The sequence below is a fragment of the Streptomyces gardneri genome (genome assembly GCF_006539185.1).
In the GTDB taxonomy this organism is placed as follows: domain Bacteria; phylum Actinomycetota; class Actinomycetes; order Streptomycetales; family Streptomycetaceae; genus Streptomyces; species Streptomyces gardneri.
In genome coordinates, this window is record NZ_BJMN01000029.1 from 113,813 (window position 1) to 135,140 (window position 21,328).

Annotated in this window: 14 protein-coding genes; 11 read left to right on the forward strand and 3 right to left on the reverse strand. The window is 74.6% G+C overall.

Annotated features, from left to right (window positions below):
• Positions 1–7: 7 nt before the first annotated feature.
• Complete coding sequence (locus tag SGA01_RS22690) at positions 8–3,529, reverse strand: AfsR/SARP family transcriptional regulator (RefSeq protein ID WP_141298253.1); 3,522 nt, start codon at positions 3,527–3,529, stop codon at positions 8–10.
• A 146-nt stretch (positions 3,530–3,675) separates the two neighbouring features.
• On the opposite strand from SGA01_RS22690, the gene SGA01_RS22695 reads away from it, so the two are divergent.
• The 3 genes from SGA01_RS22695 to SGA01_RS22705 are packed head-to-tail and all read left to right on the forward strand — an operon-like array spanning position 3,676 to position 6,567.
• Positions 3,676–4,446, forward strand: coding sequence for an SDR family oxidoreductase (locus SGA01_RS22695; RefSeq protein ID WP_141298254.1), 771 nt, complete (start codon positions 3,676–3,678; stop codon positions 4,444–4,446).
• Between the two features lie 43 nt (positions 4,447–4,489).
• Positions 4,490–5,095 carry an NAD(P)H oxidoreductase gene (locus SGA01_RS22700; protein WP_141298255.1) on the forward strand — a complete coding sequence of 202 codons (606 nt, stop codon included), beginning with the start codon at positions 4,490–4,492 and terminating at the stop codon, positions 5,093–5,095.
• Positions 5,092–6,567, forward strand: coding sequence for an MFS transporter (locus tag SGA01_RS22705; RefSeq protein ID WP_141298256.1), 1,476 nt, complete (start codon positions 5,092–5,094; stop codon positions 6,565–6,567). Before SGA01_RS22700 ends, SGA01_RS22705 begins: the two co-directional genes overlap by 4 nt.
• A gap of 52 nt (positions 6,568–6,619) precedes the next feature.
• On the opposite strand, the gene SGA01_RS22710 is transcribed toward SGA01_RS22705, so the two are convergent.
• A complete protein-coding gene (locus SGA01_RS22710; RefSeq protein ID WP_141298257.1) occupies positions 6,620–7,102 on the reverse strand; it encodes a MarR family winged helix-turn-helix transcriptional regulator in 483 nt (160 codons plus the stop codon).
• Positions 7,103–7,251: 149 nt separating this feature from the next.
• Between SGA01_RS22710 and SGA01_RS22715 the strand changes: the two genes are divergently transcribed.
• The 4 genes from SGA01_RS22715 to fxsT all read left to right on the forward strand — a co-directional run bounded on the left by SGA01_RS22715 (position 7,252) and on the right by fxsT (position 15,035).
• On the forward strand, positions 7,252–7,668 hold the full coding sequence (locus SGA01_RS22715) for an organic hydroperoxide resistance protein (protein ID WP_141298258.1): 417 nt from the start codon (positions 7,252–7,254) through the stop codon (positions 7,666–7,668).
• Positions 7,669–7,807: 139 nt separating this feature from the next.
• On the forward strand, positions 7,808–9,343 hold the full coding sequence (locus SGA01_RS22720; protein WP_141298259.1) for a VMAP-C domain-containing protein: 1,536 nt from the start codon (positions 7,808–7,810) through the stop codon (positions 9,341–9,343).
• A complete protein-coding gene (locus SGA01_RS22725) occupies positions 9,340–10,446 on the forward strand; it encodes an AAA family ATPase (RefSeq protein ID WP_055643713.1) in 1,107 nt (368 codons plus the stop codon). The genes SGA01_RS22720 and SGA01_RS22725 overlap by 4 nt, the downstream gene beginning before the upstream one ends.
• Entirely contained in the window at positions 10,446–15,035 is a 4,590-nt protein-coding gene (gene fxsT / locus SGA01_RS22730) for an FxSxx-COOH system tetratricopeptide repeat protein (RefSeq protein WP_141298260.1), read from the forward strand. The genes SGA01_RS22725 and fxsT overlap by 1 nt, the downstream gene beginning before the upstream one ends.
• 84 nt (positions 15,036–15,119) lie before the next feature.
• Here the strand turns inward: fxsT and SGA01_RS22735 are convergent, their stop codons facing one another.
• A complete protein-coding gene (locus SGA01_RS22735) occupies positions 15,120–16,448 on the reverse strand; it encodes a cation:proton antiporter (protein WP_167534160.1) in 1,329 nt (442 codons plus the stop codon).
• Positions 16,449–16,741: 293 nt separating this feature from the next.
• On the opposite strand from SGA01_RS22735, the gene SGA01_RS22740 reads away from it, so the two are divergent.
• From SGA01_RS22740 to SGA01_RS22750, 4 genes are all read left to right on the forward strand, one after another.
• Positions 16,742–17,794 (forward strand): hypothetical protein, encoded by a 1,053-nt coding sequence (locus SGA01_RS22740; protein WP_229917551.1) that lies wholly within the window; start codon positions 16,742–16,744, stop codon positions 17,792–17,794.
• Complete coding sequence (locus SGA01_RS22745) at positions 17,791–18,921, forward strand: effector-associated domain 2-containing protein (RefSeq protein WP_141298263.1); 1,131 nt, start codon at positions 17,791–17,793, stop codon at positions 18,919–18,921. Before SGA01_RS22740 ends, SGA01_RS22745 begins: the two co-directional genes overlap by 4 nt.
• 83 nt (positions 18,922–19,004) lie before the next feature.
• A complete protein-coding gene (locus SGA01_RS41165) occupies positions 19,005–19,187 on the forward strand; it encodes a hypothetical protein (protein WP_167534161.1) in 183 nt (60 codons plus the stop codon).
• Positions 19,188–19,207: 20 nt separating this feature from the next.
• Entirely contained in the window at positions 19,208–21,145 is a 1,938-nt protein-coding gene (locus tag SGA01_RS22750) for an HEXXH motif domain-containing protein (RefSeq protein WP_167534162.1), read from the forward strand.
• The last annotated feature ends 183 nt before the right edge of the window (positions 21,146–21,328 follow it).

A 21,328-nucleotide genomic window follows, 5' to 3' on the forward strand; every position in this document is an offset into this window, starting at 1 on the left:
GGGGCGCTCAGCTTCCGTGGGCCGCCTCGCGCACGGCGGTGTCGTGCGCGAGGCTCCCGCCGTGGGCGAAGGCCGTGGCGAAGGCCTCCTCGCCGAGGGCGGCGCGGGCCGCCGCCTCCGTCCGGTCGACGTCGACGCGCTCCGCCGGGGGCAGCGGCGCGCCCGTCGAGGCGCGCAGCGCGGCCGCCGCTCCGAGCAGGAGCGCGGCGCCGCGGGCCCGGCCTGCCGGGGCGTGCGCGGAGGCCAGGCCCTCCAGGGCGAGCGCCACCGCCCTCGGGTCGCCCGAGGTCAGAGCGGTGCCGTACCCCTCCTCCTGGAGCTTCAGGGCCTGCGCCAGGTCGCCGCGCGCGAGCGCCGAGAAGCCGAGCTCGGCCAGGATCAGCGCGTTGGCGGAGTCGAGGCCGACCGAGCGGTGCCAGTCGAGGACCTGCCGCATGTGGCGCTCGGCCTCCTCGTGGAGGCCCTCGCGCCGGGCGCCCAGGCCCAGCCCGAGGACGGCGTTGATCTCGCCGGCGCGGAAGCCGACCTCGGCGGCCCGGTCCCTGGCGGCCTCGTGATAGGTCCGGCACTCGGCGAGATCCCCCCGGAGCAGGGCCGTACGGCCGAGTCCGGCGAGCAGGTCGGGCACCTCGGTCGTCAGGCCGAAGCTCTCGGCCGCCGCCAGGCCGGCCCTCTTGAGACGGTCGGCGCGCTCGTACGCGCCGTGGATCTCGGCGGCGGTCGCGAGCGGGTACACGGTCCACAGCCGGGAGCACGCGTCGCCGAGCTCGGCGAACAGCGCGTCCGAACGGGCCGCGTCGGCCTCCGCGCCCGTCACGTCACCCCTGAGCAGGAGCTGTACGGAGCGGTCCGCGAGCGCGGCCGCCTCGCCCCAGCGGTCGCCGTGGGCCCGGAATCCGTCGAGGGCGCTGCCGGTCAGCTCACCGCCCTCGACCTGACTGCCGGTACCGCAGAGCGCATGGGCGAGGAACCAGCGGGCCCAGGGACGGCCGGCGGCGCTTTCGTAGGTGGGGGTGGGGGTGGGGGCGGTCGAGGACGGGCGGGTCGCGTCCGTCGCATCGGTCGGGCCGACCGTGCCGGTCAGGGCCGTGTCGGTCACGGCCGCGCCGGTCACGGCCGCGTCGGTCACGGCCGCGTCGGTCACGGCCGCGTCGTAGGCCGCCAGGGCGTCCGTGATCCGGTGGCGCCGGTCCGTCCCGTCGCCGCCCATGACCGCGAGTCCCGTGCGCCAGACCCCCACGCGGGCCCGCAGGGCGGCGAGCCCGGGTGCTTCGGCCTCGCCGCCGGCCGGGTGTGCCCGCAGCGCCGCCGTCGCCGAGCGGAGCGCCTCGCCGAGCCGCCCGCGCATGATCCAGTACCAGGCGAGCGCGTCGACGAGCCGGAGCGCCGCCCCGGCACCCGGCCCGGCGCCGCCGGTCGCGGCGAGCGCCCGGTCCAGGGCCGCCCGCAGGTTCGGGGTCTCGGCGTCGAGGTGGGCGAGGCGGCGGCGCTGGTCGGGGCCGCGCAGGGCGGGCCCGGCCTCCTCGGCGACGCGGAGGTAGTACGCGAGGTGGCGTTCCCGTACGGCCTCGGTCTCGCCCTCGTCCCGCAGCCGTTCGAGGCAGTACGCGGCCACGGACTCCAGCAGCCGGTAGCGCGGCCCTTCCGGTCCGTCGACGGCCACGACGAGCGAACGGTCCACGAGCCGCACGAGCAGCCCGAGGACGTCGGCGACGGCCACGTCGGTGCGCTCGGTACGGGCGTCGGCAGCCGCATCTCCCGCCGCCGGGTCGCCGCCCTCCCCCGCGCAGACCCACTCGGCCGCCGCCAGGGTGCAGCCCTCCGCGTGGACGGCGAGGCGGCGCAGCACGGTCCGCTCCGGTGCGCTCAGCAGGTCCCAGCTCCAGTCGATGACCGCCCGGAGCGTCTGCTGCCGGGCGGGCGCGCCGCGCAGCCCCGCGTCGAGCAGCCGGAACCGGTCGTCGAGCCGTTCCAGGAGGCCGTGCACGCCGAGCGCGCGGACCCGGGTCGCGGCCAGCTCCAGGGCGAGCGGGATGCCGTCGAGGCGGCGGCAGATGCCCCGTACCGCCTCCCGGGCCGACGCGTCGAGGGTGATCCCCGGTGAGGAGGCGGTAGCCCGGGCCGTGAACAGCGCGACCGCGCCGTCCGCGTCGAGCGGCTCCACCGCCCACAGCGTCTCGCCCGCGAGCGCCAGCGGCTCCTGGCTCGTCGTCAGGACGACGAGTCCGGGTGCGGCGCGCAGCAGGAGTTCGGCGAGGGAGGCGGCCTCGTCGACGACGTGCTCGCAGTTGTCCAGGACGAGCAGGGCGCGCCGCCCGCGCAGGACCTCGGCGAGCCGCTCCGCCGTGGTGGGCGGCCGTTGCCCGTCGGGCCGCAGCCCCCACACCCCGTCGTCGCGCAGTTCGAGGGCGGCGGCGACGACCTCGGCGAGCTCGCCGCCCGCACCGGCGAACTCGACGAGCCACGCGCCGTCCGGGAACGCCTCCTCCACCTGCCGTGCCGCCTCGACGGCGAGGCGGGTCTTCCCGACGCCGCCGGGCCCGGTCAGGGTGACGAGCCGCCGCTCGCGCAGCAGCCCGGTCACCTCCGCCACGGCCTCGTCGCGGCCGACGATCCCGCTGAGCGGCACGGGAAGGTTGCCGCGCGCGGACCCACCGGCCGGCGAAGGTGCCGACAGAGGCGCGGGCACGGACGCAGGCACGGACGCAGGCACAGGCACAGGCATAGGCATAGGCACAGCCACCGACGCCGGTATCGGCGCCTGCACCGGCGCCGGAAGCGACAGGTCCGCGTCCTGCCGCAGCATCGCCGTGTGGAGCGCGGCCAGTTCGGGGCTCGGGTCGAGCCCGAGCTCGTCGGCGAGGAGGGCGCGCAGCTCCTCGTATCCCGCGAGTGCCTCGCCCTGCCGGCCGGCGCGGTACAGCGCCCGCAGCTGCACGGCTCGCAGCCGTTCGCGCAGCGGGTGGCGGGCCACGAGCTCCACCAACTCGCCTACCAGCAGGTCGTGTTCGCCCAACAGCAGGCGCGTCTCGGCCAGCGTCTCGCGCGCGGAGAGCCGCTCCTCCTCCAGCCGGTCGGCCGCCGCCCGGGCGAACGGCTCCGCCGCGAAGTCCGCGAACGCCGGTCCCCGCCAGAGGCTGAGGGCCTCGCCGAGCAGCTCCGCCCGGGCGCGCGGCTCCGCCGCGTCCCTCGCCTGCGCGGTGAGCGCCGCGAACCGGTGGGCGTCCAGGGCCCCTTCGGGCACGGCGAGGAGGTAGCCGGGAGCCCGGGTGACGACGAGCTCGCGCCCGCCGGGCTCGGCCTCGTCCAGGGCGCGGCGCAGTTGGGAGACCTTGGCCTGGAGGGCCCGCAGCGGGCTGCCGGGCGGTTCGTCGCCCCACAGGTCGTCGACGAGCCGGTACGCCGCGACCGGCCGGCCCGCGTCCACGAGCAGGGCCGCGAGCAGGGCCCGCACCTTGAGTTCCGGCACCCGCACCGGCTGCCCGTCCTCGGTCCGTACGGACGTCTCCCCCAGCACCGCGAATCGCATGCGGCCACCGTAACCCGGCCCGAACCGGGCCCGAACAGAGCCCTGACCAGGCCCGAACAGGATCCGAGCCGGACCCGAACACCCTCCCGGCAGAGTCGTTCCCGTCAGCAGGAAACGACGGAACAGACACACACCAGGAGCCCGCCATGAGCACCGACACCCGCACCCTCGCCGGCAAGACCGCCCTCGTCACCGGCGCGAGCCGGGGCATCGGCCGGGCGATCGCCCTCCGCCTCGCCGCCGACGGCGCCCGCGTCGCCGTCCACTACGCCGGCAACGAGACGGCGGCGAAGGAGACGGTCGCCGCGATCGAGGCGGCCGGCGGCAGCGCCTTCGCGATCCGCGCCGAACTGGGCGTCCCCGGCGACGCCGAGGCCCTCTGGAGCGCCTTCGACGCCGGGGCGGGCGAGGACGGCGGCCTCGACATCCTCGTCAACAACGCCGGGATCGCCGGCCCCGGACTGATCCACGAGGTCGAGGAGGCCGACTACGACCGGGTCTTCGCGGTCAACGCCAAGGCGCCGTTCTTCATCGTCAAGCAGGGGCTCGACCGACTGCGCGACGGCGGCCGGATCGTCAACATCTCCTCCGGGGTCACCAAGGTCGCCTTCCCGGGCATGACCTCGTACGCCGCGTCCAAGGGCGCCGTCGAGGTGCTGACCCTGACCCTCGCCCAGACCCTCGGCTCCCGGGGCATCACGGTCAACGCCGTCTCCCCGGGCACGATCGAGACCGACATCCACCCGTGGATGGCCGACCCCGCGGCCAAGGCGCACGCCGCCGGCTTCTCCGTCTTCGACCGGGTGGGCCAGCCGGAGGACGTGGCCGACGTCGTCGGCTTCCTCGCCTCCGACGCCGCCCGCTGGGTGACGGGCCAGAACATCGACGCGAGCGGCGGCTCCGGCCTCGGTCTCTGACCCGCCCCGCTCCCCTCCCTCCTCCACCGAAGGACCCTCCGTCATGGCCCCGCACACCCTCCTCGTCCACGCCCACCCCCGCTCCGACTCGCTCACCGCCCAGGTCGCGGACCTCGCCCACGCCCGTCTGAAGGACGCGGGAGGGACCGTCGACGTGCTCGACCTGTACGCCGAGGGCTTCGACCCCGTCCTCCGGCCGGCCGACGAACCGGACTGGGAGGACCGGGAGAAGAGGTACTCCCCCGAGGTCCACGCCCACATGGACCGCATCCTGGCCGCCGACGACATCGTGATCGTCTTCCCCGTGTGGTGGATGGCGCCGCCCGCCGTCCTCAAGGGCTGGATCGACCGGGTGTGGAACTACGGCTTCGCCTACGGGCGCAGCAAGCCCCGCCTGGCCGCCAAGCGGATGCTGTGGCTGGCCCTCATGGGCCAGTCGGCCCAGGAGATCGAGGCCCTCGGCCTGTCCGCGGTCGTGGACACCCAACTGCGCCTCGGGGTCTCGGAGTACTGCGGGATCGAGGACGCGTCCGTGCGGATCGTGTACGGCACCGAGCTCTCCGGAGTCCCGAAGGACCGGCGCCCGGAGCGCGTCCGGGCCCTGCTGGCCGAGGCGGACGCGGCACTGGAAGGAGTTCTCTCGCGATGACCACCACCCTGGACACCTCCGCGCCCGCGAAGGCCGGGGCCCGGCAGTGGCTCGGCCTCGCCGTCCTCCTGCTCCCCGTCACCCTGATGACGGCCGACCTCGGGGTGCTGTGGCTGGCCACCCCGTACCTCTCCGCCGATCTCCGGCCCAGCGGCGCCCAGTTGCTGTGGATCACCGACATCTACGGATTCCTCACCGCGGCGACGCTCGTCAGCATGGGCACGCTCGGGGACCGGCTCGGCCGGCGCAGGCTCCTGATGGCGGGTTCGGCGGGCTTCCTGCTCGCCTCGCTGCTCGCCGCGTACGCCCCGAACGCCGGGACGCTGATCGCGGCCCGCGCCCTCCTCGGGGTGGCCGGCGCGGCGGTCCTGCCGTCCACGCTCGCCCTGATCAGCCACATGTTCACGGACGCCCGGCAGCGGGCCACGGCCATCGCGATGTGGGTGACCGCCCTGTCGGTCGGCCTCGCGATCGGCCCGGTCGTCGGCGGGGTGCTGCTCGCGGCCTGGTGGTGGGGGTCGGTCTTCCTGATGGGCCTGCCGATCATGCTGATCGCGCTGGTCACGGCCCCGCTGCTGCTGCCCGAGTACCGCGATCCGAAGCCGGGTCGGCTCGACGCGGCGAGCGTGGTCCTCTTCCTGCTCGCGGTGCTGCCGCTGGTCTACGGCGTGAAGTCGCTGGCCGCGCACGGCCCGACGGCGGAGGCGGCGGCCGCCTTCGCCCTCGGCGGCGCCTTCACCGTCCTCTTCGTCCGCCGCCAGAACCGGCTCGCGACCCCGCTCCTGGACCTCCGGCTCTTCAGGAGCAGGGCCTTCACGGGAGCGCTGCTCGCCCTGCTCCTGGGGATGACCGCGCTGAACGGCGTCGAGTACCTGATCCCGCAGTACCTCCAGTCGGTCGCCGGGCTCTCCCCGCTCGACGCGGGACTGTGGCTGCTGCCGGGGGCGGCCGCCCTGATCGCCGGCTCCCAGCTGACGCCGTTCGCGGCCGCCCGCGTCCGCCCCGCGTACGTCCTGGCCGGCGGGCTCCTCGTCTCGCTCGTCGGGTACGCGGCGGTCGCCCTGGCCTCCGGGGTGACGGCAGCCGCCCTGGGCCTCGCCGTGATCATGTTCGGCGCGGCGCCGATCAGCGTCCTCGGCACGGCGCTCGCGGTCGGCGCCGCCCCGCCGGAGAAGGCGGGCGCGGCGGCGGCCACCGGGCAGACGGCCTACGACCTGGGCCTGGCCCTGGGGATCGCGGTGACCGGCAGCGTGGCCGTGGCCGTCTACCGCACGGGTATTCCGGCGGACGCCCCGGCGGCGGCCCACGAGAGCCTGGGCGCGGCGCTCTCCCTGACCGACGAGGGCCTGATCGCCCAGGCCCGGGAGGCGTTCACCACGGCCCTGCACACGGCCTCGGGGCTGAGCGCGGCCTTCGCCCTGGTGACGGCGGTCGTGGTCCTCGCCCTCCTGCGGGGCGTCCCCCGCACGTGAGCCGCCTCCTTGCGTCTGAGCCTCACGTTCCGGCCCGGCCGCCACGTGAGGCTCAGACGCAGGAGGAGAGGGCGTCCGGGTCGACGGCGTCGAGCCGGACGGCCAGGGCGTCGAGCCGTTCCCGCAGGTCGCGGATGTCCTCCAGCGGGAGGCCGGTCGCGGCGGCGATCCGGCGCGGGACGCCGCGCGCCTTCTCCTTGAGCGCGGTCCCTTCGCCGGTCGGCCGTACGGTGACGGACCGCTCGTCCTCGGGGCTGCGGCGCCGCTCGACGTATCCGGCGGCTTCGAGCCGCTTGAGCAGCGGGGACAGGGTCCCCGAGTCGAGCCGCAGCCGCTCCCCGATCCCCTTCACGGGCAGCTCGCCGTGCTCCCAGAGCACGAGCATGACGAGGTACTGGGGATAGGTGAGCCCGAGCTCCTTGAGCGCCTCGCGGTAGACGCCGTTGAAGGCGCGGGTCGCCGCGTGCAGCGAGAAGCAGATCTGGTGGTCGAGCCGGAGGAAATCCTCGTCCGGGACCGTGTCGAGCGTCTCCATGCCTCCAGGATACGCGAGGACAGCTCACACGCGATTGAGTTGTGCACAATCGAATCGTGCGCTATCAATAGAAGGGCACCCCAGAAGGACACCCGCAGCAAGGACACCGCAGGGGGGACACCACCCCCGAGGAGAGGAACGGAAGAACCATGGACGCGATCTACACCGCAGTCGCCACCGCCAACGGCCGCGAGGGCCGCGCCGTCAGCTCCGACGGCCACATCGACCTCCCCCTCGCCCACCCCCAGGCCCTCGGCGGCAACGGCCAGGGCACCAACCCCGAGCAGCTCTTCGCCGCCGGATACGCCGCCTGCTTCGCCAGCGCGATGGGCGTGGTCGCCCGCCAGGAGAAGATCGACATCTCCGAGGCCTCGGTCACCGCCGAGGTCTCCATCGGCAAGGACGCGGCGGACGGCGGCTTCGGCCTCTCGGTCGTCATGCGCGCCGAGTTCCCCGACCACCTCCAGGGCGAGGCGGGCCTCACCCTTCTGGAGAAGACCCACGCCTTCTGCCCGTACTCGAAGGCCACCCGCGGGAACATCGCGGTCGAGCTGGTCGTCGAGTAGTCCGGACGGTTTCGGGGGAGGGAACCTGAGGGAACCCGCGTACGGGGTGGCGACGCGTCAGGCCCGCGCCATACCCTGAGCGGGGGACCGCGGCGCCCGAACCGCCCATGTCCGATGGGGAGTCGGGACCTTCGGACCCGTGACGGGGGGGCCATTGTTCAGCGAGAGCCATGTCGCTCATCCACCGGCGCTCGAACACGCGCTGGTGGACCAGATGTGCGCGGTGACGGGTCTCGACACCCCGGACGGACGCGATCTCCTGATCAGCATGCTGGCCGGCCCGTTACCCGAGCTGGGCAACGTCCGCCGGCACGGCCGGACGCGGCTGGACACCCTGGAGATCGTCCGGGCCTGCCTGCGGGAGCCGCGCGGACTGCCCGAGCTGCTCGCCACCCTGGACGTGTACGCGCCGGGCTCCGCCCCCGTCCTGAGGATCAAGGAGCTCGTCACCGCCCCGCCGGTCCTGGCGGCCCTGCCCGAAGCGGAGTTACGGGACGTCCGCGCGCTGCTGGCCCGCGTCGACCACCTCGACGCGCACGGCGAGCTGTACGCGGCCGCCGGCGACCTCCCCCTCCCCCACCGGCCCGTGGCCACCCTCGGGGAGGCCTTCGACTTCCTCAGCAGGGCAAACGCCCGCCCCGACGGCCTGCTCCCCACCATGGTGCTGGTCGAGCACGTGGCCGCCGCGCTCGACCGGTCACCGGCCCATCGGCCCACCGCCGTCGGTCTGCGCGAATGGAACGACGTCCAGGCCGCCAAGCTGAGCCTCGCGGCCCCGCTGGACGCGGTGCGCGCGGAGAGCGACCGGGGCCCGGCGGCACAACCAGCTCCCGCCTGTCTCGTTGTGCAGTTGTGCAAACACGGAATGAGCCCGGACCGGTATCTGCTGTCCCACTGGCGCCAGATCCGTCCGGGGCCGTGGCGGCCGGAGCGCGGCGAGGACCGGGTCGTGACCCTGTCCGAGGTCGGGCCCACGGTGGAGCAGCTCGTCTACCGGGCCGAGAACGACTGGGCGGGACGCCCCGGCAGTCCGGTGCTGGAGTTCGTCCTCCCCTTCCACCTCCTGAACCATCCGATGGAATGGCTGCCGCTCGGCTCCCAGTCCTCCTTCGCGAGCGCCCTGTGCCTGAGCTATCCGGTCGTGCTGCGCAGCCTGGAGCGCATGCGGGCCCCGCAGTTCCACCGGCGGTGGCACAACCGCTGGCAGCAGATGCAGGACAGCCACGAGACCGTCTGCCACTGGGACACGGCGGGCCGCCGCGGCCACGACCCCGTCCAGTGGAACAGCAGGCTCACCGCCGACGAGCGGCTCGTCGCCGTCGCCCTCAACGACCCCCCGCTCCAGGGCCCCGGCGGCAGCCGGGACTCGCTGGAGACCGCCCTGCGCTCCGGGGTGCCGATGGCCGTGTGGGACCGGCGTCCGGGGGCACCGGCCGACTTCCGCAAACGGGCGGCCAAGAAGCTCATGAAGGGTAAGCCGGTCGAGTTGCCGCAGCGCGTCCAGCAGCTGCGGAACGAGGCCGCCACAGCCGCCGCCGCACAACGGGACGTCCATGTGGGACGGCATGTCGCGGTGCTCTTCGACGACCCGAACCGCATCGTCGACTGGTCCGGGTCGCCGGGGACCGACACCGGGAACGCACGGGGCGGACACGACGACGAGGGGGAAACATGAGCGGTGTCCAACATCCGGTCGAGAGCGGTCGGAACGGCGGGCACGTCAGCAGCCGCAGCTGGTGGATCTACCGGGGGACCGGCCAGCCGCTGACCGACATCCGACTCGGCGACATCCTGCCGGCGCCACCCGGCTGGCGGGACTTCGACGGCGGCCCGGTGCTGCCCCCCGTGCCGGCCGAGAGCTCCGAGAGCGACCGGCGCCTCGGCGCCGTGAGCCGCGCCACGCCCCGGCAGGACGCGCACGACATCGACATGATCAACACCGCGCTGCTGCTCCGCAGGCCCCTGCTGGTGACGGGCCGGCCCGGCACCGGCAAGTCCACCCTGGCCTACCTCGTCGCACGCGAGCTGGGCCTCGGCCGGGTCCTGCACTGGGGCATCACCTCCCGCAGCACCCTGCGCTCCGGGCTCTACGAGTACGACGCCATCGGGCGGGCCCAGGCGTCCCTGGGGCGCGTCCGGTCCGGCCTCCCGGTGCCGTCCCAGGCGACCGGGAGCGGCCCTGAGGACGGCGCGGGCGGGGCGAGGATCGGGGACTTCGTCCGGCTGGGCCCGCTGGGCACCGCCCTGCTGCCGTACGAACTCCCCCGCGTCCTGCTCATCGACGAGCTCGACAAGAGCGACATCGACCTGCCGAGCGACCTCCTGCACGTCCTGGAGAACGGCTCGTACGACGTCCCCGAGCTGGTCCGCGCCCGCCATCAGGAGGGCGAGGCACGGGTGTTCACCGACGACCCGGACCAGACGGTCACCGTGACCGACGGGCGGGTGAAGTGCCGGGCCTTCCCGTTCATCGTGATCACCAGCAACGGCGAGCGCCAGTTCCCGCCGGCCTTCCTCAGGCGCTGCGTCCGGCTGGACGTCTCCCCGCCGCGCGAGGACCAGCTCGCCGCGATGATCGCCGCCCACTTCCGGGACCAGGGCGGCCGGCCCGACGCCATGATCCGGGCCTTCATGGAGCGCAGCCGGAAGAACGGCGGACTGGCCACGGACCAGTTGCTGAACGCGGTCTTCCTGCGGACGGCGGGCGTCCGGGAGGACGACGAGGCCTGGGGCGAGCTGCTGGACGCGCTCTGGCGCGAACTCTCGGGAGCACCCTGATGGACGAAGACGCCCGGCCCGAACCGGAGGCCTTCGAGCTGGCGGAGGCGCTGTGGCTGCACGCGTACCAGACGCTCGCGGCCCGGCTGCCCCCGTCCACCGACCCGCCGCGCCCCCGGCCGGCGATGCCGCCGGGCCTCTCCGGACCGCTCGACGGCCACGGGAGACCCGAAGGTCACGGGCCCGCCGACGACCCCGAGCCGTCGGCGGGCTCCGGGCTGCCCGAAAGCCACGGACCGCCGCCCGGTGGAGCGCCCGACGGGACACCGGGCGGGGCTGCCAGTGGCGCTCCCCACGGCACTCCCGACCGCGCTCCCGGCCCGGCCGCGAACGGCGGCGGCCCGGACCCCGCGCCCCGGCTGCCCGGTGTCCCCTGGCCGGCGGTGGCCCCCGGCGGCCCCGGCCGGCTCCCGCCCGAGGGCGAGGCGGTCTCCGCGTACCCCCTCACGGGCGACTTCCAGGACGTGTACGTCCGGGCCGGCCCCGCACCGGACCTGCGGGACGCGGCCGGTATCGGCCGCTGGCTCCGGCCGCTGAGACAGGTGGTGCCCTCGGCGTCCGAGATCGAGCTGGACGAGGAGGTCACCGCCGAGCGCGCCGCCGAGGACGGCCTGTGGCTGCCCTACGTCCGGTCGGCGGACGAGCGCCGCTTCGACCTGGTCCTGGTCGTCGACGACCACGTGACGATGACGATCTGGGAGCAGACGGTCGCCGAGTTCACCGCCGTGGTGGAGCAGTCGGGCGCCTTCCGGGACGTCCGGGTCCGCAGGCTGGGCGTGCGCGAGACCGCGACGGGCGAGGAAGTGGTGCTCCGCGGCCCGTACGGGGAGCGCGGCCCGGCCGGCGACCCCGCCGAGCTCGTCGACAGGACCGGCCGCCGGATCGTCCTCGTCCTGACCGACGCCCTGGCGCCGCTGTGGCGGGGCGAGGCGGGCGCGAGGGCCCTGGAGCTGTGGGCGACGGCGGGGCCGACGGCGGTCGTGCACCTGCTGTCCCAGCGGGACTGGCACCGCACTGCCCTGACGCCCCGTCGGGTGCGGGTCCGCGGCCCGCGTGCGGGCGCCCGCAACACCGAACTGTCCGTGCACTTCCCGGAGGCGGAGCTCGACCCGTTCGACCCGCCGCCCTCGACCTGGCGGGTGGCGGTTCCGGTCCTTGAGCTGGACGCCGGCTGGCTGGGCCGCTGGGCCGCGCTCGTGGCCGGTACGGAGCCGGGGTGGACCGACGCGTCCGTCCTGCTCCTCGGCGCGCCCGCCCCGGCCGCGTGGGAGGACGACGAGGAGGACGAGCCCTGCGCCCCGTCGGTGCAGGAGCGCGTCCGCCGCTTCCGCAGCCACGCCACGCCCACCGCCTTCCGGCTGGCCACCCATCTGGCCGCCACCGTCCTCGAACCCCGCCTGGTGCGGGACGTCCGGCTCAAGCTGGTGCCGGAGGCCCAACCGGCGCATGTGGCCGAGCTGTTCCTCAGCGGCCTGGTCGAGGAGCTGCCCTCCGAGGAGCCGAGCGGCGCCGCCTTCCCGACACCGCTGGACTTCGTCGACGGGGCGCGTGAGGCCCTGCTGTCCAGCGCGATGCGGGGGGACACCGCGCGGGTGGCGCGCTCGATGTCCGACTTCTACGCCGACCGCTTCGAGGCGGCCCGGGGGCTGCGCGGCGCCCTGCTCGCCCCGGAGGACGTACCCGACCCGCCACTGACGGAGGAAAGTCTTCCGTTCGTCCGGGTCGAGTTGGCCGTGCTCCGCGCCCTCTCCGGGCCGTATCTGGAGCGGGCGCAGCGGATCAGCGCGGCCCTGGAAGGCGGCCCGCCGGGAGCGTCGCTCGTACCGAACGATCCGCTATTAGTCCACGATATCCGTCATACACCTGAAAATTCCGACACGGGCGGCCTTGCCATGACCGACACCACTGCCAGTCAGCACCAGCGCGAAGACGGAGGGGCCTTGAACGGGACCCCAGTCCAGTCGATTCCCGGCCCGAGTCCCGACGGGCAGTCGGACACCGGGACGACCCCTGCCCACGGCACGACGACTCCCGCGCACGGCACGCCGATCCCCGGCCCGGCCGCCCCGCAGCCCCAGCCGCAGACCCATCCGCGGCTCTCCGTACCCGCCGTCTGGGGCAACGTCCCCCCGAACAACCCCAACTTCGTCGGCCGGGAGGACCTCCTCACGCAGGTCCGCGAGCAGCTGCTGACCGGCGACACCTCGGCGGTGCTGCCCCACACGCTCCACGGCATGGGCGGTGTCGGAAAGTCCCAGATCGCCATCGAGTACGTCTACCGGTACGCGTCCGACTACGACATCGTCTGGTGGATCCCCTCCGAACAGCCCACGATGATCCTGACGGCGCTCACCGAACTCGCCCAGCGGATGGGCCTGAACGCGGGCAGCGAGGCCAACCGGGCCGTGCCCGCCGTCCGTGAGGCGCTGCGCCGCGGCGATCCGTACAGCAGGTGGCTGCTCGTCTTCGACAACGCCGAGAACGTCGAGGCCGTGCGCCCCTACTTCCCGACCGGCGGCACGGGCAAGATCCTCATCACGTCCCGGAACCAGGAGTGGGACCGGGTGGCCCGGACGCTCTCCGTCGACGTCTTCTCCCGCGAGGAGAGCAAGTCGCTGCTCCGCCGGCGCGCCCGCGACCTGACCGACGAGGACGCCGACAAGCTCGCCGAGGCCCTGGGCGACCTGCCGCTCGCCATCGAGCAGGCGGCGGCCTGGCAGGCCGTCACCGGCATGGCCGTGCCCGAGTACCTGCGGCTGATCAACGAGAAGATCGCCGAGCTGATGCTCGAACTCGTCCCGTCGCCGGACTACCCCATGTCGGTGGCCGCCGCCTGGGACGTCTCCCTGCGCCAGCTCGAACAGCGCAACCCGGCCGCGCTCCAACTCCTGCAGGTCTGCTCCTTCTTCGCACCCGAGCCGATCTCCCGCTCCCTGTTCAACAACTCGCGGAGCACCACGATCGCCCCGGAGCTGGACGACGCCCTGCGGCATCCGATCAAACTCGGCCGGGCCATCCGGGAGATCAACGTCTACGCGCTGGCCCGCATCGAGCACCGGCACGACACCATCCAGCTGCACCGACTGGTCCAGGCCGTGCTGGTCAACCGCATGTCCCCGCAGCAGCAGGCGGACATGCGGCACGGCGCCCATCTGCTCCTCGCCGACGCCAACCCCAACAGCCCCGCCTCGCGCGAACTGTGGCCGCGCTACCAGGCGCTGCTCCCGCACGTGGTGGTGTCCCGGGCCGTGGAGTGCGAGTCGCCGTGGGTACGCGGTCTCGTCCGCGGCATGGTGGAGTTCCTCTACGTCTGGGGCGAGCACAAGGGCTCGGCGGCGATGGCCCGCGAGGCGCTGGAGATCTGGACCGAGAGGTTCGGCCCCGAGGACCAGCAGACGCTGGAGATGGCGAAGTGGCTGGCCTTCACCCTGCGCGTGCTCGGTGAGTACCAGGAAGCCGCCGCGATGATGCAGCGCACGGCGGACACGTACATCCGGACCGCGGGCGAGGACGACGAGGGCACCCTCGACGCCCTCATCCAGCTGTGCACCGGCCTGCGGCTGCGGGCCGAGATGGCACGGGGTCTGGAGATCAACCGGTCGGTGTACGAGCGCTCCCTGCGGGCGTTCGGCGAGGACGACCCGGCCACCCTCCGTGCGGCCCACAGCCTGGGCGTCGGCCTGCGGCTGATGGGGCTGTACCGGGAGGCTCGCGTGTACGACACGGAGACGGCCCGGCTGCGCGCCCTCAACCTGGGCGAGAACCACTTCGACACCCTGAACACGCTGAGCGGCCTGTCGATCGACATCCGCGAGACCGGCGACTACGTGGAGGCCGTGGCCCACCAGGAGGACGTCTACGCCCGCTACATCGCTGCCTTCGGCGAGGACAACCCCACCACCCTCGGCTGTGGCCGCGTCCTCTCGGTGTGCCGCCGCCGCGCGGGGGACCACGAAGGGGCGCTGGAGCTCTCGGAGACGGTGTGGACGAAGTTCGTGAACCGCTTCGGACCCGACCACCCGGACGCCGTCGCCTGCGGGGCCAACCTCGTCGTCGACCTGCGGCAGGACGGTCAGCTGCGGCGCTCGCGGGAGCTCGGCGAGGCGACCGTCGACCGCTACGCGGCGAAGCTCGGGGCCGACCACCCCTACACCCTGTCGGCCCGCACCAACCTGGCCCTCACCCTGCGGCACCTCGGGGACCTCGACGCCGCCGGGGAGCACCTCGCGGTGGCCCTGCCCGGGATGCGCGAGTCGCTGGGCGACACGCACGTCCTCACGCTGACCACGGCCATCGGCGCGGCCAGCCAGTACGCGGCCGAGGGGCGTGTCACGGAGGCCCTGGAGCTGGACGAGAAGACCCTGGAGATCCTTACGCGGGACCACGGCGAGGACCACCCGACCACGCTGGCCTGCGCCAACAACATGGTCCTCGACCTGCGCGCGCTGAACCGCGACGCCGAGGCCACGGCCCTGCACACCGAGACCCTGACCCACTACCGCCGCCGGCTCGGCGAGGACCACCCGGCGATCGCCGCCTCGGCGGGCGGACGGCGGGCGGACGTCGACATCGCACCCGTGCCCTTCTAGTACGGGGTACGGGAAGGCCGGCCGGGTCTCCGGGACCCGGCCGGCCCGCAGGCGTCCCGGCAGCCTCGACGACCGTGGCCGCCGCTACGGCGCGGGCGCCGCTTCGGCACCCGCGGCGGGAACGGGGCCCGCGTCCGGCCCCTGGCCGGGCAGGGTCTCCGGGGGCGTGCCGGTGCTCGCCGGGCGGCCCTTGGGCGGCCGGCGCAGCAGTCTGATCAGCGGTCCGGCGGCGGCCGTGGTCAGGAGCGCCATCACGACGAGGAGCGCGTAGAGCCGGGGGCCGATCACGCCGGTCGCCAACCCGACGTTGAGCACGATGAGTTCGGTGAGTCCACGGGTGTTGAGCAGGACGCCGATCAGCAGCGAGTCCCGCCAGGGGATGCGGACGCCTCGGGCCGCGAGCGTGCCGGAGGCCACCTTGCTCACCACCGCCGCGGCGCATATCACCACCAGGAGCAGCAGGTCGGAGCCGTGCAGCCCGTCGAGCGCGACGGCCATCCCGGAGACCGCGAAGAACACCGGGAGCAGCAGGCCCCCGGCGTCCTGGAGCGGGCGCAGCAGGCTGCCGTCCGGGGTGCCGTCGGGGCGGCGGGGCATCACGACCCCGGCGAGGAGCGCGCCGAAGATGACGTGCAGCCCGAGCGCGTTGGTGGCCCAGGCCGATGCCAGCGCCACGGACACGGCGACCGGGACCTGGTAGGACACCCGGGCGCCGGCCCGGCCCTTCCACCAGGCCAGCAGGGGGCGTACGGCGAAGAGCATCACCAGGACGTACACGGCCAGCAGGGCGGCCTTGACCCCCCAGTCGCGCAGCGAGCCGTGCGCGCCTCCCACCAGGACCACGGCGAGGACGGGCCAGCTCAGCGCGTCGATGACACCGGCCGAGGCCATCGCGACCGTGCCGGGGACGGTCCCGCCGAGCCCTTGGTCCTTGATGATGCTCGCGAGCACCGGGACCGCCGTGATGGACAGCGCCACCGCCATGTAGAGGGTGAAGGTGGCGTCGACCGGGCGTCCGCCGTTGACCGCCACGAAGGCCTCGGGGAGCAGCATGACCAGGCCCGCGCCCATGGCCATGGGGATGACGAAGCCGCCCAGGGAGACGGCGGCCACCGCCCGCTGACCGCGCAGGAGGCCCAGGTCCAGTTCGTATCCGACGGCGAACAGGAAGAGGACCAGGGCCACTTGGGCGAAGGAGGTGAGGATGGGTTGGATCTCCGCCGGGAAGAGCGTCTCGTACACCCGGCCGGGTACCAGCCCCAGGAGGCTGGGGCCGAGCGCGATGCCCGCGAAGAGCTGCCCCACGACCGGTGGTTGGCCCAGCCTGCGGGCCGCCGCGCCCAGGGCGGAGGAGGTCGTGATCACCACGGCGAGCGCTGCGACGACATGCGTGACGACGGAGTCCGAACTCACCGGCACACCCCTTCTGGCATATGCCGCACACTGTGGCACAGTCCCTACGGAGTGTAGCCGCCGACGCGCCAAGTGGCCTATCGTGGAAGCCATTTGGCGTATGCCGCCTCGAACGGGGGGTCAGCATGACGACGGTGCTGTTCGTACACGGCACGGGAGTGCGCGAGCCGGGATTCACCGGAACCCTGGAGCTGGTACGGGAGGGATTGCGGCCCTTACGGCCCGAAGTCGCCGTTACTCCCTGTTATTGGGGTGAAAGCGCGGGATCGGCACTCCGTTCGAACGGCGCCTCCGTGCCGGGGTACGGCAGCGGGCGCGGGCTGCCGGGGGCGGGGGGCCCGGGAGCGGAGGCCGACGGCCTCGACGAGGACGTCGAGTTCTGGGGGCTCCTCTATCTCGACCCCCTGCTCGAACTGCGCCTGCTCACCTCGGAATCGGCGGCCCGGACGGAGCTGGCCCCGGGCGCGGTATCGCCGGGCGAGGCCCTCTCCTCGGCGGCCCAGTCCCTCGCCGGGGACGCCCGCCTGCGCGAGCTGCTGGACGCCGCGGGAATCGGCGAGGACTTTCCCGCCGCCGTCGCCGCCGTCCTCACCTCGCCGGACTGCCGCCAGTTCCTGCGCTCCCCCGCCGCGAGCACCGAAGCCGACGCGCTGGCACGGGCGTTCACGGCCGAGGCGGTACGCCGCCGGGCCGAGCGGCCGGGTGCGGCACCGGTCTTCGACGGCACCGCCCGCGACGAGGCCGTCGCCCGGATCGTCGCCCTGCTCCCCGGCGACCCGTCCGACGGCGCCGGGACGCACCGCGGCCCCGTCACCCGGCGGGTCAAGCGGCTCGCCGGCCGCCTGGCGCTCGGGCTGGCCTCCGCCCAGGTGGTGAAGCGGCGCTCGGCGCTCACCGACGCGGCGCATCCGGCGGCCGGGGACGTGCTGCTCTACCTGTCCCGGGGCGGCGCGATCCGCGAGGTCGTCGCGGAGGCGGTCCGGGCCGCCGAGCCGCCGGTCGTCCTGCTCGCGCACAGCCTCGGCGGGATCGCCTCGCTGGACCTGCTGGTGCTGCGGGCGCTGCCGGAGGTCGAACTGCTCGTCACCGTCGGCTCGCAGGCGCCGTTCCTGTACGAGCTGGGGGCGCTGCCGAGCCTGGAGCACGGCGCGTCGCTGCCCGGTCACGTACCGCCCTGGCTGAACGTGTACGACCGGCGGGACCTGCTCAGCTACGTCGGCGCGGGTGTCTTCCCCGACCGGGTCCGGGACGTGGCCCTCGACAGCCGCCAGCCCTTCCCCCTCTCCCACAGCGCCTACTGGAGCAACCCCGAGCTGTACCGCCTCCTCGCGGAGGAGCTGCCGTGACGGGGGCGCGGCCGGAGCGCACGTACGCCCTCGTCGTCGGCGCGGAGCGGTACGCGGCCGGGCCGTCCTGGGACCTGCCGGGGCCCGCCGCCGACGCCCGCCGCTTCACCGGCTGGCTGCGCGGGCGCGGCGTACCGGCTGCCAATGTCTTCCTGCTGCTCGATCCGCTGCCCGGCGCGGGCGGACCCGGACCCGAGGTCGACGTCGCCGCGGACACCGCCGGGCGGGAGGCCGTGCAGGAGGTGCTGACGCGCCGGCTTCCGGTGCTGGAGGGCGACCTCCTGTGGGTGTTCTGGGGCGGCCACGGCGTCACCGACCCGCAGGGGCACCGCAGGCTCTTCTACGCCGACGCCGGCCCGGACGACCGCCGGAACCTGGACCTGGACGCCTGGCTGACCGCCTTCACCACCGATCTCCTGCCGGGCTTCCGGCGCCAGATCTGGGTGGTGGACTCCTGCCAGACCTTCGTCGAGGACCTCGGCTTCGCCCGCTCCCTGCCCACCGAACTGCCGTCCGGGGGCGAGCGGTTGCCGGGCCGGGAGCAGTTCGTCCTGCTGGCCTCCCGCCCGGGGCAGCGGGCGGTCAACGACCCCGTACGGCAGACGGGGGCGTTCTCCCGGGCCGTGCTGGCCGCCCTGGCCGCCTCGGACGGCGGCGTCTGGCCGCCCGACATGAACGCGGTCGCGGACACCGTCCTCGGGCAGTTCACGGGGCCGTCCACCGGGCCGTCCACCGGTACCGGCCAGCGGCCCACCTCGCTGTGGCACCGGTCCTGGGCGGGCGACGAGCGCCGGCTGGACTTCCCGACGACCCGGCGCCTGGAGGAACCGGTGCCGGACGCGGGTCTCGCCGAACTCATCGGCCTGCTCGCCGGATGGCCGAGCATGGCGGACCGGGACCACCGTCAGCTGGTGCTCGGGATGCTGTCCCCCGACCTCGCCGGATCGATCCCCCGCATGGGGGCGCCGCGCCCCGACATCATCAGCATCGTGCGGACCTGCCGGCGCCACCCGGGGGGTCTGGCCGCCCTCGTCGAGGCGCTCGCCCTGCTCGAACCGGGCTCCCTGGAGCAGCGCGATCTGAAGGACTGGGCCGACCGCTGGCTGAGGCCGGGAACGGGCGGCTGACCGGCGGATCACGCTCTTCCCGAACCCCCCTGCCTGCGCCATCATGAAGTCAACGGGGTTCATGGCTGTGAGGGGGTTGTCGCATGCACGCGTCCGACGAGTACATGGGATCCGAGTTGATCGATCTCAGCGAGATGCCGCTGTCCGCCCTCCGGTCGCAGAGTCCGAGCCTGCACGCCCGCTCGCTGGAGCGGCTGCTCCGTCAGGTCGAGTGTCCGCGGGTCAACTTCGCCGGGGGGGACGGGCAGCCCGGGCGGGCCGACTGACGGTCCCCGGGAGGAGATCCGTGCAGACCGACGGACGTCACGAACCCGCCCGTAGCCCGCACCATCTCGTTCCCTCGGCGCACTTCGACGCCCTGGCCGCGGGCCGGGGCGACGCCGGTACGATCCGCTTCCTGCGGACCACCGAGTACAGCAGGCGCCTCCTGCTGCTCCGGGCGCTCCTCGACGCCGTCGCGGAGACGCCCGGCGCGCTCGGTCCGCTCCCGGACGTGGACAGCGCGTGGGACACGCTGGCGGCCGCGCAGGAGCGCTCCCCGCAGGACTTCGGGGAGCTGCTGCTGCATCCGCAGGTCGGGGTCTGGCTGGGGCACGGGCTGCGGCGGCTGCGGCGGACGGCCTGGGGGGACGGGCCCCTCTGGACCGACCTCGGGCACGTCTTCACGGTGTGCGCGGTCGCCGCGCTGCGCACGGGTCTGCCGCTGCGCACCACCGTGCCCCTGCGGGACGGCGGCGTCATGTTCCCCACCCTCGGACTCGCCCGGCTGCCGGACCGCCCGCACTGGGGGACGGCGGAGGTGGTGGTGGAGGCGGGACGGCTGACGGTCGACCCGCACGGGGCGTGCGTGGGCCCGCCCGACGGGACCGGCCCGCCCGGCCCGCTCTTATGTCCCGACCAGCCCGCCCAGCCCGAGCCGCCCGAGCCGCCCGGTGGTGACGGACCGGCGTGGCAGCGGCCGCACCGGCTGCACGCGCGCGTGGCGGGACGGCCGGTGGGGGTCTGGCTCGACGACATCGACCCCTACCGGGACCTGAGCGAGCCGCTCCCCGCGCACCGGCTCTCCCCGGACGAGACCGCCCGCTGGCGGGAGCGGTTCGGCCTGGCGCTGGACCTCCTGGAGGACAGCGATCCGGAGGCGGCCGCGGCGCTCGCGGAGGGCCTGCGCAGCATGACGCCCGTGCAGTCGTCCTCGACCGGGACGGTCCTCAGCGCCTCGTCCGGGGACGCCTTCGGCGGCCTGCTGACCTCGCTGCCGCCGGATCCGGTCACCTTCGCCGTCACGCTGGTCCACGAGTTCCAGCACACCAAACTCGGCGCGCTGCTCCATCTGCTGACGCTGGAGCGGGACGACGGCGCCGAGCGGCACCACGCCCCCTGGCGGGACGACCCCCGCCCCCTGAGCGGTCTGCTCCAGGGCGCGTACGCGTTCCTGGGGATCACCGACTTCTGGTCCCGCCGCCTGGACCGGGCGCCCGCGGCCGAACGGGCCTCGGCCGAGTTCGAGTTCGCGCTCAGCCTGCGCCAGACGCGGGAGGCCGTCGAGACCCTCGGCGCCGATCCCGCGCTGACCGCCCACGGACGCCGGTTCCTGCGGGGCATGGCCGCGCGGCTGCCCGCGTGGACGGCCGACAGACGGGTCAGGCCGGGCATCGACGCCATGGCGGGGTTCGCCGCCACGGACCACCGCACCGAGTGGCGGATCCGGCACCTGGTGCCCGCCCCGGACGCCGTGCGCGCGCTCGCCAGGGCCTTCGTCACCGGGGCCGCGGCCGACCTCCGCGGCGCCGAGTCCTCCGTCGTCCCCGACCTCACGACCCGCTGGTCCCACGCCCGCGCCCGCCTGATCCGGCAGGTGCTGGGGACACCGGAGCCCGGCGCCGCACCACCCCCCGGCGGACCTCCCGCGCCCTCCGCGGCCGCCGAGCGGGCTCTGGTCTCCGGTGACCCGGCCGCGGCCGACGCCTACGCCCGTCTGGTGGCCGAGGACCCCGAGGACCCCGAGGCGTGGACCGGCCTCGTGCTGGCCCTCGCCCTCGCCGACCCGGCCGCCCACCCGCTGCTCCGTCGCCCCGAACTCCCCCGGGCGGTCCATCGCGAGCTCCGCGTCATCGGCACGACGGCCGACCCGAGGCGGCTGGCCCACTGGCTCGCGGCCGGCATCGCCGGCCGGCCTGCCGGACGGGACCCCGCGGCCGGGGGCCTGACAGCGGGACCCGCCTGACAGGTCCCGGACAAACAGCGGCGGCTGCGGGGTGTTCGTCCTCCGTACGGCGGGCAGCCATGAGGCGGCCTTCCGGCCGTGGGTCGCGAGCGCTCTCCTTGGGGCGCTCGCATGCAGGCTCCGCCCGGCCGGCCGCGCGCGCACCCGCATCCCCAACGACCGCTCGCACTCTCGAGGAGAACT

What these genes read in the sequence shown, in the direction of transcription:
- SGA01_RS22690 (WP_141298253.1), bottom strand. Translation starts at nt 3,529, where the DNA reads ATGCGATTCGCGGTGCTGGGGGAGACGTCCGTACGGACCGAGGACGGG.
- SGA01_RS22705 (WP_141298256.1), top strand. Translation starts at nt 5,092, where the DNA reads ATGACCACCACCCTGGACACCTCCGCGCCCGCGAAGGCCGGGGCCCGG.
- SGA01_RS22700 (WP_141298255.1), top strand. Translation starts at nt 4,490, where the DNA reads ATGGCCCCGCACACCCTCCTCGTCCACGCCCACCCCCGCTCCGACTCG.
- SGA01_RS22725 (WP_055643713.1), top strand. Translation starts at nt 9,340, where the DNA reads ATGAGCGGTGTCCAACATCCGGTCGAGAGCGGTCGGAACGGCGGGCAC.
- SGA01_RS22710 (WP_141298257.1), bottom strand. Translation starts at nt 7,102, where the DNA reads ATGGAGACGCTCGACACGGTCCCGGACGAGGATTTCCTCCGGCTCGAC.
- SGA01_RS41165 (WP_167534161.1), top strand. Translation starts at nt 19,005, where the DNA reads ATGCACGCGTCCGACGAGTACATGGGATCCGAGTTGATCGATCTCAGC.
- SGA01_RS22715 (WP_141298258.1), top strand. Translation starts at nt 7,252, where the DNA reads ATGGACGCGATCTACACCGCAGTCGCCACCGCCAACGGCCGCGAGGGC.
- fxsT (WP_141298260.1), top strand. Translation starts at nt 10,446, where the DNA reads ATGGACGAAGACGCCCGGCCCGAACCGGAGGCCTTCGAGCTGGCGGAG.
- SGA01_RS22695 (WP_141298254.1), top strand. Translation starts at nt 3,676, where the DNA reads ATGAGCACCGACACCCGCACCCTCGCCGGCAAGACCGCCCTCGTCACC.